Source organism: Methanobacterium sp. BAmetb5 (genome assembly GCF_003491305.1).
GTDB lineage: Archaea > Methanobacteriota > Methanobacteria > Methanobacteriales > Methanobacteriaceae > Methanobacterium.
Map to the genome: position 1 here is coordinate 2,325,919 of NZ_CP022706.1, position 14,353 is coordinate 2,340,271.

A 14,353-nucleotide genomic window follows, 5' to 3' on the forward strand; every position below is an offset into this window, starting at 1 on the left:
ATAAGGTTATGTATCGAAATTTAATGAGGGATTTAATGGAAAATGCAAAAGAAAATATTTCAACAGTTAAAAAATCCATTATTTGTTTTGTGCTACTTACTTTTGCCATTAGTGGTGTTATCTGGTTTTTAATGGTTAGTACTGGAATGACATTTGCCTATAACCTATTATTAATGTGGACCCCGGGAATTGCCGCCATAGTTACTGCTTTAATATTTTTCAGGAGTATTAAGGGTTTTGGATGGGGACCGGGGAAAATTAAATATTTGGCTCTGGGTATTGTCCTGCCGGTATTGTTGAGTATCTGTACCTATGGATTGTTCTGGCTAATAGGAGGGGGTCTTGGAACTTATACTGGAAAATTTGGAAATTTATTAATCTTCAGTATTATAGTCAGTATATTCTTAGGATTGGGTGAGGAGATTGGTTGGAGAGGTTTTCTGGTACCTCAACTTGCTAAATTAACCAATTCATTTACGGAAATAGGATTTCTCAGCGGTATAATATGGGCGCTCTGGCATTTCCCAGTTATATTAATGGGGTCCTATGTTGCAGAAGTTCCATTATGGTGGTCGTTACCCATATTCTTCGTTGGAAACATCTTATTTGCCTTTGTATTAGCATGGTTCAGATTGAAATCTGGTAGTATCTGGCCGGTGGTGTTATGGCATGGACTCGATAACAATATGATAAAAGTATTTACTCCATTATTTGCTGGTGGAACATCAGCATATTATGTGGGAGAATCAGGAATTATCACCATAATACCCATGCTCATACTGGTAATCATATTATGGTACTACAGGGATCGATTACCTGATCTAAGAATAATTAAGACGGATAAACCCGCAGGATAATTCTTATCCTTTTTATTTATTTTTAAATATTTTTTCAAGTACTCGGTTCCGGTATGTTCTCCTTTTTCCAGAGGTTGGATTTTAACAGTACTAGTGCAAATATGGCCATAATTGCCATACCATAAATTCCGGGGCCGAAGGAGAATACTGAGTCTACTGGAGTTGCTATAAACATGTTAGCTGGTGGTCCTCCTGCAACATCAGTAATTAAGTGCAGTAATACAGCTATCCAGACACTTCCGGTCTTTAATACAGCATAACTGAAAATAATTCCCATTACTATTGTACCGAATATCATAGCTATATTTCCAAGTACTGGTTGTCCCGGATAATTGCTTCCCAGTATGATTGTCGCACTATGCCATACCCCCCATATTATTCCAAGTATTAAAACGCCTTTATATCCTCCAAAAATGTAGAATAATCTGTCCTGGAGATACACTCTCCATCCGAATTCTTCTCCAAAAAATGTAGGCCAGAATAATAGGCCATACATAATTGTAAGGGTTATAAAGGACATAAAGTATTTAGTCAAATTAAATTCTTTTCCAGGAACACCTAAACCAAAGACATAGTTAAGAATTAGACTTACCAAGAGTAGAACAAAATAGATCACGGGTATGATGATATAGAATTTAAGATTATTTCCAATGAATAATTTGGAGGGTGTAAGTCCTTTTCTCCACTTCTTTTTCAGGTTCAATATTATCGCAGTAATCAGTCCCAAAATTGCAATAATAGAGGAGAAGAGAGGTAATGCCCCGCCTAAACTCCCCATAATGGGGGTGACATATCCTTCAAAGAAATATAGTATTGTATAAACCAAAAAGAACGCGAAAATAATCTTGGTTTCTCTGCTTAGAGCTTTGGATTTAAAAAGGAACATACAGATTATGGCCACTGTTGCCGGAATCAGCATATCTGTCCCCGAAACAGATTTTAAACCAAACATAAAAACAACGAATTGAAGAAGATAAGTCGCGGCAAAGGTAATAATTAAAAAAACCAAGAGTTCCTTCTTTAACTGTCCCCTATTTAAATCCGGATTATTAATATGGATCCCCCCTGATCAATATTAAATATTAATCTTTAAATAATCCCATATATTAATTTTTATTACTTTCTTCTTTAGGTGGGTTTTTCATGACTGTCATGTTTAACATTTGGACTCAGCACGGGGTTTTCACTCGCTGTTACAAGTATCTTTTATAACGAGTCTCATAGTCTAAATTTATTAATTCTGGGAAAATTTGAACTGATATGATTTGTGCAGTGTAAGGTGAGGCTGTTTATGAGTTCTAAATTTTTCTTGATTTAATAAGGGGAGATTAATCTTACTTCAGGTATAAATGATGGGTTAAATAACTATAATTGTAGATAAGTCTAAATTTAGGTGGGGTTCTGTGAAAAACGAGGCTTCTAGTAAAAAGGCTATCGGGTTATGGTCTGCCATATCTATAGGGATTGGGGGAATGATAGGGGCCGGTATTTTTGCAGTTTTAGGAATTGCAACCAACATAGTGGGTAATGTCGTCTATTTGTCCTTTATTTTGGGGGGAATGATTGCGCTTTTGAGTACTTATTCTTACGCTAAACTTAGCTCAAAATACCCTTCTGCAGGTGGTCCTGTGGAGTTTTTAATTCGTGGTTTTGGAGGGGGAGTTTTAAGTGGCGGCTTTAACTTTTTACTTTACTTGGGATATGTTTTTGTTTTAGCGGTTTATGCCGAGGCATTTGGCAGTTACGCTGCTACTTTTCTCCCTCCGGATCTTTTTAAGATCGGGGTGGATGTTTTTGCCATTCTCATAATTGTGATATTCACTTTGATTAATTTTGTAGGTCCTAAAGCCGTAGGAAGATCAGAAACGTTAATTGTAGGGATAAAGGTAGCTATACTATTAATATTCGCATTCATAGGATTCTTTTTTATTAAACCAGCATTATTATCAATTTCTGCACAGCCTAACTTAGGTAATATATTTATTGGTGCGGCTTTGCTCTTTTTAGGTTACGAAGGCTTTGGTTTAATAACTAATGCAGCTGAAGACATTGAAGAACCACGAAAAAACATACCTCGAGCTCTTTATATCTCAGTTATCCTGGTAATATTGATATATTTAGCTGTTTCCGTTGCGGTTGTGGGAAATCTATCCATCCCCGAGATTTCAAAAACTGCAGATTATGCTTTAGCAGCAGCTGCAGCACCATTTGCAGGTTCTATTGGTTTTACCATAATGGTCTTGGCCGCTTTATTTTCCACTTCGTCGGCTATTAACGCAACCTTATATGGTGGGGCTAATGTGAGTTATCTAATGGCTAAAAATGGAGAATTACCAGAAGTTTTCAATAGGAAATTATGGCTGGAGGGTAAAGAGGGCTTGTTAGTTACCAGTGTCCTGATCATCCTTTTGATATTTTTCCTGAACCTGAGTAGTATTGCTATGATGGGAAGTGCAGCCTTTTTAATAATTTATGCTGGTGTAAATTTCGCCCATCTCAAACTTTACCAAGACACTGGAGCTAATAAATACATCATTTATCTGGCGATTTTAGGATGTTTATTCTCATTTTTAGTTTTAGCTTATTACGAAGCCTATAACTCTCCATTAACCCTCATTGTTCTGTGTGCAGCAGTCCTTTTTTCTTTCCTTTTCGAGTGGATATACAGAAAGTTCCACCCCCGAACTTAGAAAGAGAAAAGCTTTCATAAGGTAGCAGGACTTAAATTATAATAGTATGCTTAAATTCCAAACTGTTAACTGGTAAAGGATGGAATTATGAAAGCAATTGAAACTAAAAACCTGACAAAGAGATTTGGATCTTTAACAGCTGTAGATGATGTGAATCTGGAAGTGGATAAAGGTGAAATATTTGGATTGTTAGGTCCTAACGGCGCTGGTAAAAGCACATTCATCTCCATGTTATGTACTATTTTAAAGCCCTCATCGGGAACAGCTAAGGTTGAAGGTCATGATATCCGTCTGGAGGCAGCAGAGGTGCGGCGTTCAATAGGCATAGTTTTTCAGGACCCCAGTATTGATGATCGACTTACGGGTATGGAAAATATGCAGTTGCATGCCGATCTGTATGACGTGCCACGTGATGTGATGAATTCTAGAATTGATGAAGTATTAAAATTGGTCGAGTTAACCGATCGTGCCTCAAATTTTGTTAACACCTATTCTGGTGGGATGAGACGTAGATTGGAGATTGCAAGAAGCTTAATACATTATCCTAAAGTGTTGTTCCTGGATGAACCCACCATAGGCCTTGATCCCCAGAGTCGTGACCATATATGGAATTATATAAGGGATTTAAAGAAGCGGGAAAATATTACCATCATTCTTACCACTCATTACATGGAAGAAGCAGATAAACTCTGTGATAGAATAGCAATTATTGATCAAAGCAGGATCATTGCTCTGGACGCTCCTCAAAACCTTAAAAGTGAATTGGAGGGTGAAACCATTATTATTGAATCTAGTAATAATGAGCTGTTATCCAGTAAGCTTACTGAAGTTAAACTGGCTGATACAATCCTAAAAACTGAGAAAGAACTTAATTTATGTGTAAAAAATGCCCATACTGCCATTGCACCTATTGTTGAGTTAGCAGTGTCTATAGGTGTGCATATTGAAAATATTACCATAAGAGAACCTGACTTGAATGATGTTTTCATGCATTTTACAGGTAGGGAAATCCGTGATACTGGTAACAGCAAAGCACTTACTGGCATGGGTGCGGTAATGAGGAGGAGGATAAAATAAGCGAATTCCGAGGCATTTATGCGTTATGGCGACGTGAACTCAAACGTTTCATCCGGGATCACTCCCGACTGGTTAGTTCAGTGATAACACCTGTCTTGTGGCTGGTGATCTTCGGTGGAGGTCTAGGACTTTCCATATCGGCAGCTACGGGATTCAACTATACGCAATTTCTTCTTCCAGGGATTATTGCACAGACACTTCTTTTTACAGCTATTTTTTTGGGCATATCCGTTATTTGGGATAGGCAGTTTGGGTTCATGAAAGAAATTTTAGTGGCCCCCATTGGCAGAATCTCCATCTTTGCCGGGAAAATGTTTGGTGTTGGCACTGCCGCCTTGATACAGGGACTTATTGTAATCGTACTGGGAGTCATCATTGGCGTACCCCTGAGTCTGTACGCCATAAGTTTGGCAATTCCCTTAATGATAATAATCACAATCGGTTTAACTTGTATTGGATTGATAATTGCCAGCTTAATGACCAGTCTTGAAAGTTTCGGGACTATTGTAACATTTGTTAACATGCCCATGTTCTTCTTAAGTGGGGCATTATTCCCCGTAACCAATCTTCCCTCCTGGATTAAATGGGCTTTTTATATTAACCCTCTAACCTACGGGGTGGATGCTTTGCGAGGAGTAATGATAAGTAACTGGCAACCATTACTGCCACTTCAGTATGATATTTTGATTATCTGTGCTTTCGATGTGATCATGGTCATTATTGGAACCTATGCGTTCAGTAAAAGGCAATAAAACAAATGATTAACTTGATAAAGGAGTTAGGAGAACTCTTTCCAGGGGATCAGGTAAAGGATAATAATTTTTTATACTAAAATTGTTTAAAAACAGTACACTTTATTCGGCAGTGCCAGGGCCGGCTGGTTCACAGGTTTTAAAACACTCCAAAACTCTAATTAATTTTTATTCTAAATCAAAACTAAAACCCACCCCTCTGTATGATTTTCCACCATATAACAGTGTTTTATTTTCTTTTTTCACTCCCCCCATTTTCATATAAAAATCATTGTTATCAGCTTTATCGAGGGTCCACACAATGAGGTTATTTCTCCCTTTTGCCCGAAATTCTTCTTCAATTTTCTGGAATAATAGTTTACCTATGCCTTGCCCTTGGGTTTCAGGATCAACATACAATCCAACTATTTCACAATCATATTTCCCCTCCTGTTCTTTTCCCGAGATAAAACCTTTCACTCCTTTCTCATCATACACTAAGATTATTTCTTCCTGGTTTAAAATGTTATTTTTAAAAATAGAAACATATCTATCTTTATCTATACCTTCTATGTATTCCTGGTCGATGATTCCTGTATAAGCTACTTTCCAAGCCCTCATTATCACCATGGCTAGGGGGTTAACGTCATTTAAAGTTGCTCTTCTTATCATTTTCTTCACTATATCTATTATTCAGATTAATTTGGCAAATATACATTCAGAGAGTGGTGCTGGACTTTACCGTTACATTAAGTGGTTAAATCCCTCAGTGTGCCATAAAAACCTAACTCCATTATCATTCCATGTTTTTAATTTTCCAGACTCGGGACCTTAATAAAATAACTGCCAATACTGCGAGAAGTGCAAAACCATAAATTCCAGTACCAAAGGAGAATACGGGATTAAAGGGTGTGGCAATATAATACTGGGCTATGGGATAAATTGTATCCAGAATCAGGTGCAGTAGCACTGCTATCCAGACGCTTCCAGTTTTTAAAACAGCGTAACTGAAAATGATACCCATTATAATGGTGGAAATGATCATCAGAACAATTCCCAGCACGGGCTGTCCCGGGAAATTGAGTCCCACCAGAATTAGGGGAGCATGCCACAGGCCCCAGATAATTCCCAGCAGTAAAACTCCTTTGTAACCCCCTAATATGGGTAATAACCTGTCCTGAAGGTACACTCTCCACCCATACTCTTCACCAAAGTAATTTGGCCATAATACCAGGAAGGAAAGGGTAAGGCTGGGTAACAAAGTGCTAAAGAAAAGGTAGAGGTCAAATTTTTTACTGGGAAGGCCCAATCCCAGAAGATAATTTAAAATAAAACTGAAAACGGTTATTAATGAAAGGATAATGGGTATAATCAGATAATTTTTTAAATTTCTTCCCCAGAAAAGTTTTGCCGGTTCCAGGCCGGCCCTCCATTTCTTTTTCAAGTTCAAGAGGATTACCGTTAAAATTCCGGTAAAGGCAACAATCATGGAAATTAGTGGTATTTCCACAGAAGTCGGTTGTAAGGCAACCATAGGCATTTCTACGGTTCCTAAAATGGGTTTAACATAACTTTCAAAGCAGAATAGAATAACATAAATCAGGAAGAATGCGAATATAATCTTTGTTTCCCTGGTGATGGATGTTGATCTGAAGTAGAACATACAGAATAGGGCAGTACTGGCTGGTATTAGCATACACACTTGAAGTGATGTATACCACAGTTTAGATGGTGAGCTAGATATGGGGCCTGAAATGAAATAAATAGCAAATGTAAGTAATATAGTTGCGGTAAACGTAATAATCAAGAATAACAACAATTCTTTTTTCAGTTTTTGTTTGTCCATAACTTTTGTAGTCATAGAACCCCCTATTCATCTATATTAACTGTAATCATGATTTAGTTTATGTTTGTTAAATATTCACCAGCCGCAACTCAGTGTGGATGCATTCCTAAAGTTAACATATAAATATCTGGTGAAGAAACATTTTCATTCCTATTTTTCATTTAATTTCATTTTCAAAAAGAACACGGTAATGACTTGCGTTGTGGGTTTTAATAGCTTCGGATTAAGTTCAGAGTTAATTTTTTAAACTCCTATTTTGCTTAATAGTATATATATATATGGGTAATTACTAACAATCATATAGTTATTAGGGGGGTTGTGTTGGTGGATAATAAAGTTTTGTCGGGAATAGTTCTAGGTTCTTTGATCGTGGTAGTTGCCGGTGTTTTTTTAGTTTTTAATCCTCTAAATCACAATATAATCCCCGCTAATAGTGCAATGGCTCCTGTTAATCAAACTGGAGACAATACTACTTCTAATAATGATATCCTCCCACCGACAACATCGTTATCTCTCCTTTCCTTCTCAGAAGATTATAGTCAATCTTCATCATCGGTGAGTCCTTCACCGGGTCCTGAACCTTCTCCTGATCCCATGGAACATATAATCAGCTTATTTGATCAGTACATCAATGCCAATTACAACCAGTCATTGATACCCGGTATGGCGGTAGTGATTGTTCAAAATGATAAAATACTGTACATGAACTGTTTAGGAGTTAAAGATTTAGAATCAAAGGAACCAGTGGATGAAGATACCCTATTTGGAATTTGTTCCATCACTAAACAGTTTGCAGCAACAAATATTGCCCAATTAGTGGATAAAGGGTTAATGAATTGGAAAGATCCCATAACCGATTACTATTCCTACCCGGATGAATTCCAGTTATACAGTAACGAAGCTAGTGAACAAATAACCATCCACGATTGCCTAATCCATCGTAGTGGATTGGGTCCTGAAAGTGGAAATGATTTCCCCACCTATTTTAATGATTCGTATACTACGGCCCTTTATAAACTCCGTTACCTGGAGAATACCACTCAATTCCGCTCAACGTATATGTATAACAGTATGATTTATGCCTTGCCCGGTTACTGTGCTGCCAGGGTGGCTAATACTGAATGGAAAGACTTGATAAAAGAGGATCTCCTGGGTCCCCTGGGAATGACCACGGCCACCACCAGTTACTATGATTTTATTAGCTCAAGTAATCATGTAACTCCCTACAAACTCCTTAAAAACGGAACCATGAAGGCGTATGATATTATTCCCGACCCCATAGGACCTTCGGGTAGTATGGCCGTGTCCATAAGTGAGATGGTTAACTGGTTAAAATTCCAAATTGCCGACACTGGTGAATATGATGGTGTGCAAATCGTTTCTAAAGAGGAATTAGATGAAACACGCACCGGAAAAATATACACTAGCAATAAAAACATTTCAATGTACGGGTATGGTTGGGCAATCTCCAATGGCACAATATTCCATGATGGGGATAGTGATGCATTTTTCAGCCAGATTACCATCTATAATTCAAAAAACATAGGTATAGTTATACTAAGCAATGGAGGAAAATATGCCGAAGGTTTTAAAGTCAGCTTAAATGCTAAATTCAGGGAATTACTAAACGGTAATGAAAATTATGATCCCTGGATTTCCAGGAAAAGTTCAATTGATGCCACCTGGAAGTCAGATCTTCCGGATACATATGTACCCAATCCACAACCTCTAAGTGCCTATGTTGGTGAATATTCCAGTAATATATTTGGTCTGGTAAACCTAACTATGGATAGTAACACTTTAATTTGTTACTATGGGAATAATAGCCAGCCTTTTGATTTAAAACATTGGAGTAATACCACCTTTGAAGATCCAACAAATAACCATTATTTCAATTTCACAGATTTCCACGATGGCTCAGCTCACCAGGTAAACGTAACCTTCACTTTCCCACCGGAAAATGGAACCTTTAACCGCACAGATACTTAGTCTTTTAAAAATTAAAAATAAAATGGGGATAAAAGTGTCCCCTTTATTCTATTTCTACCATTTCTCTTTCCCATGGTCGAATTCGGCAGTTAAAATCTTCTCCGGATCACTGGTCTCTTCCACATTTGGTAAGTTTAGATCTCCCAGATTTCCGTAGCCCGCTGGCACGTAGAAGGTAAAACTCAGGGGATCTGCCCCTGCGGCCAGTGCTGAAAAGTAGCTTTCCAGGGCTTGGGGATCAGATATCATCTGATCAACACTACCCGTGTATTTGCCATTATTCTCGGTTTTATCTGCATAACAGAATGCTAATCCATAAAGGGAGTTAATACTCGCATGTTCTGGTGAGAGTGCACCGTACAGCATACTGGAGTACATGGCCCATTTTGCAAACTCCCAGCTAGGCCAAAGGCCCTGACCCCACTCCATTCCCGATACAAATGGATCGGGGTTTATGGCTTCATTTTTGGACATCTCATAGGCATGGTTGGCAATGCTCATCAAGGTGAATTCCCGGGCAAAGTCATGACCGTCAGGATTCCATTTTTTATTGCTATGTTTACCTATATTTACCGCGTTATAGAAATTCCCCTTGAGGATTCCGTAGTTTTCGCTTAACTGGATATCCAGTGCATCGGACATTATTAAAAAGAGATGAGTGTCGAATCCCTTTCTTCCGGTTTCATCGTAATCAATTACCCCATCACCGTTTTCATCAAATCCCTCCATGAAATCCTGGTAGATGGAGGAGCCAGTTAACTCATCATGGGCTTCGGCATAGCTTAGAAGAGTCTTCTGCATATCCCAGAGCATGCAGCTGGGATTATAATACATATTCCTGGTTATCAGTTCAATGAATCTGGTGTTTTCAATTCTACCCAGATGGCCGTCCAGAGATGCTAAGGGGGTGCCAGTGATACTATCCCAACCAGTAACATAGTACTGCTGTTGCCCCATTCCTCTTTTTTCCCCGTAGTTGTACAAGTTATACCTGAAAAGAGGGGAGTCCAGTCCTTCAATAGTAACAATGTTTTTTCCTTCAATGGTGGCCACTGGGACCTGGTGAACGAATTCTGTATTCCAGTTGTTCTTCTCTTTAAGTTCCCTCCCCTGTTTCATGGGGATGGTTTTGAAACAGTAATTGGCGCACAACTGGTCCAGGGCAACACAGTCCAGGGAGGACCAGATATACCCTTCAGGGACTCTAACGGCAATTCCTTCGGGGTTATGGTTGAGGTTGATCATGTCAATAGAATCCGAAATATGCACCATGAAAACACCCTCCTCCTGCACCGCCCGGATAACATCGGCCTGAGTTCCGGGCATTCCACTGGTTTTGGTTAAAATGTATTCCCCCTTCTCATCTTTCTTAGGTAAACTGGTTTTTTCATCAATCTCCACCACCCAGGGCATGTGGGGCAATTTTCCCTTGTAACTGGGAGTATCTGAGGGGGGCATGGCGTATTTCCAGGATTTATTTTTAGGATCAGTACTGGAAGGGCACTGGGTGGGATAAAGACCTATGCCCAGATTTTTAATGGCATTAGTAAGGAGATCCTGGGCGTGAATTTTCATTTTGGGAACGTTAATCAGGACACAACCAGGATAAGATTTAAGATCTTCGGCATTTTCTGGATAGCCTCCAATGATTAATTGGTGAAGGGTGATTTCAGGGTAGTTGGCTCCTTCCGGAACAGGCACGGTACGGCCACGAGTGGGATCTTTGAGTTTATTTAAATCATAGATCATCAGCCTGTTTTCAGCTTCACCCGGCGGGAAATACTTCCCGGCCACACTATCTTCATATCCATTAAGGGGATCATCAGTATGGGATGCAGGATGGTGTTCTTTAAGGTACTGGCGCACGAAATAGAATCCCCAACCCCCGTAGAAGTCTCCGGATCTTCCTTCAAATATAGCCTCGGAAGTGATGGTTCTTCCGGCATATTGGCTCGCTATTGTGGCCATTAAAAGAGAAGAAGTGGAAGCTTCACCTAAGGCCATCTGGTGATAATCTATGTCAAGTTCATCGTGGAACCAGCGCATCAAAGCAGCTATTACTGACCAATCAGTACATATGGGGGCACCCAGACCTTCGCCATGAGTAATATGGTCAATTACTTGGGGACCTACCAGGTTTGGTTTGAAAAGTAGTTTTTTTCCTGATTGGACCTCTGATTTCACTTTTTGAATAAAATCTGTTTCTTTATCAAGGAAAATTAGGGAGTAACCAACATGTTGGTAAATATAATCGATCCTTTTAACGATGGATTGCCAGGCTTCAACATCTCCTTCATCAATAACTTTCTTTAACAGTTGGGGAATGTGGGCATAGGCTTGTTCAGCATCCATCTTTGCTCCGCAAACTGCTGACCCGTGGGAATCAGTTATTTTATTTCCAGTCTCCGCATCTACCCTATCACCCTTAGTATAACTTCCAGTTTTCTCCAAATTATTCATGCCTTTCTCTCCCATTTTCATTTTTAGGATTTCAACTACATGGGCAAAGAATAGGTTCACAGTATTGGTTGTTTTTTGGCTAAAGGGAGCTAATATTTTACTAGATGCGTTGAATTAGGTTTTTACTAGGCTATTTTTGCCCATTTGAGCTGCATAGGTCCATTTAAAATTTTGTTATAAAGTCTGTGTAATTAATTATTCCTTTAGGTTAATACTTATTATGTTTTGACTAGACTCCTGACCAAAATCAGGGATTATTTCTCCTGGGCCTGGATTTTATCCATGAATTTAATTACCCAATCTTTTTCAGCCTTCAAAATACTTAAGTTTCTACTGTAGATAGCTATGAAGTTGTAGGGCACGTTGTTTTCTTCCTGTATCTTAACGGAATAGCTTAAAGCATGAATTCGTTCTTCAATAGACTTTAAATAAAGCTTTATACTTTGAATAATTTCTTCCTGGTTTAGAGAAGTCATGTTTGCCAATCCCAGATCAAAAGAATAAATTATACTTCCTTTTTCAGATAAAATAGATTTAATTTGCCTTTTAAATATGGATTTGCCCTTCTCGGTTATGTGGTAAACCTTTTCAGGTCCTTTTTCCCCTTCATTTCGGTACTGGTATCGGATCAATCCCTCCTTTTCCAGGCTTTTCAGGATGGGGAGTAGGGCGGAATAATCCACATCTGCCCAGTTATCCATTCCCCTTTTTTCTATTATTTCCCTGATCCGGTGGGCGTAATGATGATGCTCGTAGAGAAGACCCAGTACAGCTGTCTCCTGGTTGGAAATTTCCGTCATGAGTGATATTATGATCTTCAAGGTTAATACAATGAGTTCCTTGCAACCGGACATAATATGGGGGATTAGGGGGTGTGGATGGAAGTAACCGCTTCTTCTACACAAATCTGACCCTAAAGGTTAAAAGAGAAACTTTTATCTGGATACCCTACATAATATAAACCCATGGAACGTGTGAATAACCTGAAAGATTCAACAAACTACGATACTCCTGCCAAGTTAGAGGCCATACATCGTGATATAAAACGTTTGATGGAAAGAACCAATCAAGAATATCTGGATTTGATGATGGCCAATTTAAGAAAAGATTTTATAGACTCAATCACAGTCTACTTATCGGATGATATTGAAAATGGTCTGGAAAAGGGGATGGTGAATCCCTGCCCTATGAGGGACACCTGCAAATCAGTATTCACTGCTTATTTGGAGGAAAACTCCAAGAACATCCGGCAGGGGCATTTTTCAGAGGAGACTATAGCTCGAAAAAGGGATGAACTAAATCAAATAAGGGAAAAAGTCTCTGGTGATAACTGCGATACATGTTTCCAGGAAGTTAACTCTCTCTTTGAAAAGCAACTAAACATTATGGACTCATTACAAATATACAGTTTTAATGATGAAACAAAGACTGAAATATCGGTTATAGATGAAGAAAAAATTGTTAAAAATGTATTGGAGCCGTTATCCAACCGGCAAAGACTGCAGATAATGAAATATATGGCCTCACAAACCCGTAGTTTCTCCGCCCTTTCCGAGTTCACCGGACATCGCGGTGGTAATCTATTGTTTCACCTCCAGAAACTCCTGGAAAACGATCTGATCGTGCAAAGACACGAAAGAGGAGATTATATGATTACCAAAAAGGGATTCAACCTACTGTTACTCTTGGCTGATTTTCAAAAGAAATCCCTGTACAGGGATAAATGAGTGCAGATACATCATCAAACTTAAGTAGGCTACCAATATAGAAGTTACTGGAAATTAGAAATTTACATATAACTGCGGATTAAGTAAGTAAGTTGGAACCTGATTCAAAACTCATAGTATTAAATCAGGGATATACTCTAAATCGTTGATTATAATTTGTGGGGAATAATTAAGATATATTTATAATTCAGGGTAAAGATGGTTAATACCCCACCAATGGGAACAGCAATAATGTGATATTATGGAAGGTTTACTCTGGTGGCTGGTGGCTGGGACTCGTGGGGGGATAAACCGGGCCAGAATAATTGATGAATTAAATTCCAGACCTTATAATGCTAATCAACTTGCTAAATGCCTTAAATTAGATTATAAAACTGTTAAACATCATCTGAACGTGCTTACAAAAAATAATATTGTGACGGCCTGTGGTGAAGGCCATTATGGAACAGTTTACATGCTTTCTGCTACCATGGAAAAGAATTATGATTCATTCCAAAAGATCTGGAAGGAATCGGAAAAAGAATAGGTGGGATAGGGAATGGATTGGATAATGATATTTAGATATCTTGGTGTGGCAATTGCCCTGGCAAACGTATCAATAATAGTAATTTTACTTTCTATTTACTGGAAAAACTACCGGAAATGGAAATCAGAATATACCATTGGACTCCTGATATTTGGTTTTTTCCTGTTAATCCAGAATCTGCTTTCCATGGGATTTCTGGCACCCCCTCCACCACCCGGACCTTCGGGAGGAGTGGGTGATGGTTATTCCCTGATGTTGATCAATATATGTCAGCTGATCTCCCTCAGTGCGCTCTTAAAAATAAGCTGGAAATAGATTTTAAGGTCCAAACCGTTCATTGTAGGTTAAACCTTTTGATCTATTTTTCACCATTTTTAATAAATCTTTTTTTTGAAACTGGAAATTATTTGAATTTATCCTCGCTTAATAAGAATTTCATCCTTAAATAGG

13 protein-coding genes are annotated in these 14,353 nt (G+C 38.6%); 8 read left to right on the top strand and 5 right to left on the bottom strand.

The annotated features are described in order from the left end of the window. Positions 1–35 precede the first annotated feature (35 nt). Complete coding sequence (locus tag CIT02_RS11605; protein ID WP_292612669.1) at positions 36–857, top strand: CPBP family intramembrane glutamic endopeptidase; 822 nt, start codon at positions 36–38, stop codon at positions 855–857. A gap of 34 nt (positions 858–891) precedes the next feature. Here CIT02_RS11605 and CIT02_RS11610 read toward each other — a convergent pair whose 3' ends face one another. After that, on the bottom strand, positions 892–1,776 hold the full coding sequence (locus CIT02_RS11610) for a CPBP family intramembrane glutamic endopeptidase (RefSeq protein WP_292612671.1): 885 nt from the start codon (positions 1,774–1,776) through the stop codon (positions 892–894). A 484-nt stretch (positions 1,777–2,260) separates the two neighbouring features. Here CIT02_RS11610 and CIT02_RS11615 point away from each other — a divergent pair, with 484 nt between their 5' ends. The 3 genes from CIT02_RS11615 to CIT02_RS11625 all read left to right on the top strand — a co-directional run bounded on the left by CIT02_RS11615 (position 2,261) and on the right by CIT02_RS11625 (position 5,376). Next, positions 2,261–3,547, top strand: coding sequence for an APC family permease (locus CIT02_RS11615; protein WP_292612673.1), 1,287 nt, complete (start codon positions 2,261–2,263; stop codon positions 3,545–3,547). 87 nt (positions 3,548–3,634) lie between these two features. Next, positions 3,635–4,624 (top strand): ATP-binding cassette domain-containing protein, encoded by a 990-nt coding sequence (locus CIT02_RS11620; protein ID WP_292612675.1) that lies wholly within the window; start codon positions 3,635–3,637, stop codon positions 4,622–4,624. A 14-nt stretch (positions 4,625–4,638) separates the two neighbouring features. Further along, on the top strand, positions 4,639–5,376 hold the full coding sequence (locus CIT02_RS11625) for an ABC transporter permease (protein WP_292614988.1): 738 nt from the start codon (positions 4,639–4,641) through the stop codon (positions 5,374–5,376). 168 nt (positions 5,377–5,544) lie between these two features. Here CIT02_RS11625 and CIT02_RS11630 read toward each other — a convergent pair whose 3' ends face one another. Together CIT02_RS11630 and CIT02_RS11635 are read right to left on the bottom strand one after the other, a co-directional pair. Beyond that, the gene (locus CIT02_RS11630; protein WP_292612678.1) at positions 5,545–6,027 is read right to left on the bottom strand and encodes a GNAT family N-acetyltransferase; all 483 of its coding nucleotides are present in this window, start codon (positions 6,025–6,027) and stop codon (positions 5,545–5,547) included. A gap of 124 nt (positions 6,028–6,151) precedes the next feature. Next, positions 6,152–7,216, bottom strand: a complete 1,065-nt coding sequence (locus CIT02_RS11635; RefSeq protein ID WP_292612680.1) for a CPBP family intramembrane glutamic endopeptidase — start codon at positions 7,214–7,216, stop codon at positions 6,152–6,154. A 309-nt stretch (positions 7,217–7,525) separates the two neighbouring features. On the opposite strand from CIT02_RS11635, the gene CIT02_RS11640 reads away from it, so the two are divergent. Next, positions 7,526–9,190: a serine hydrolase gene (locus tag CIT02_RS11640; protein ID WP_292612682.1), complete on the top strand. Its 1,665-nt coding sequence runs from the start codon at positions 7,526–7,528 to the stop codon at positions 9,188–9,190. A gap of 54 nt (positions 9,191–9,244) precedes the next feature. Here CIT02_RS11640 and CIT02_RS11645 read toward each other — a convergent pair whose 3' ends face one another. Both CIT02_RS11645 and CIT02_RS11650 read right to left on the bottom strand, forming a co-directional pair. Continuing rightward, positions 9,245–11,650, bottom strand: coding sequence for a DUF362 domain-containing protein (locus tag CIT02_RS11645; protein ID WP_292612684.1), 2,406 nt, complete (start codon positions 11,648–11,650; stop codon positions 9,245–9,247). Positions 11,651–11,904: 254 nt separating this feature from the next. Continuing rightward, on the bottom strand, positions 11,905–12,555 hold the full coding sequence (locus tag CIT02_RS11650) for a PadR family transcriptional regulator (RefSeq protein ID WP_292612686.1): 651 nt from the start codon (positions 12,553–12,555) through the stop codon (positions 11,905–11,907). Positions 12,556–12,615: 60 nt separating this feature from the next. Here CIT02_RS11650 and CIT02_RS11655 point away from each other — a divergent pair, with 60 nt between their 5' ends. The 3 genes from CIT02_RS11655 to CIT02_RS11665 all read left to right on the top strand — a co-directional run bounded on the left by CIT02_RS11655 (position 12,616) and on the right by CIT02_RS11665 (position 14,218). Then, positions 12,616–13,377 carry a winged helix-turn-helix domain-containing protein gene (locus CIT02_RS11655; RefSeq protein ID WP_292612688.1) on the top strand — a complete coding sequence of 254 codons (762 nt, stop codon included), beginning with the start codon at positions 12,616–12,618 and terminating at the stop codon, positions 13,375–13,377. Between the two features lie 241 nt (positions 13,378–13,618). Continuing rightward, entirely contained in the window at positions 13,619–13,903 is a 285-nt protein-coding gene (locus CIT02_RS11660; RefSeq protein WP_292612691.1) for a winged helix-turn-helix domain-containing protein, read from the top strand. Positions 13,904–13,915: 12 nt separating this feature from the next. Beyond that, positions 13,916–14,218, top strand: a complete 303-nt coding sequence (locus CIT02_RS11665) for a hypothetical protein (protein ID WP_292612693.1) — start codon at positions 13,916–13,918, stop codon at positions 14,216–14,218. The last annotated feature ends 135 nt before the right edge of the window (positions 14,219–14,353 follow it).

Coding starts and splice junctions, on each gene's coding strand:
- CIT02_RS11605 (WP_292612669.1), top strand. CDS start 36: ATGGAAAATGCAAAAGAAAATATTTCAACAGTTAAAAAATCCATTATT.
- CIT02_RS11610 (WP_292612671.1), bottom strand. CDS start 1,776: ATGCTGATTCCGGCAACAGTGGCCATAATCTGTATGTTCCTTTTTAAA.
- CIT02_RS11620 (WP_292612675.1), top strand. CDS start 3,635: ATGAAAGCAATTGAAACTAAAAACCTGACAAAGAGATTTGGATCTTTA.
- CIT02_RS11630 (WP_292612678.1), bottom strand. CDS start 6,027: ATGATAAGAAGAGCAACTTTAAATGACGTTAACCCCCTAGCCATGGTG.
- CIT02_RS11635 (WP_292612680.1), bottom strand. CDS start 7,216: ATGACTACAAAAGTTATGGACAAACAAAAACTGAAAAAAGAATTGTTG.
- CIT02_RS11645 (WP_292612684.1), bottom strand. CDS start 11,650: ATGAATAATTTGGAGAAAACTGGAAGTTATACTAAGGGTGATAGGGTA.
- CIT02_RS11655 (WP_292612688.1), top strand. CDS start 12,616: ATGGAACGTGTGAATAACCTGAAAGATTCAACAAACTACGATACTCCT.
- CIT02_RS11660 (WP_292612691.1), top strand. CDS start 13,619: ATGGAAGGTTTACTCTGGTGGCTGGTGGCTGGGACTCGTGGGGGGATA.
- CIT02_RS11665 (WP_292612693.1), top strand. CDS start 13,916: ATGGATTGGATAATGATATTTAGATATCTTGGTGTGGCAATTGCCCTG.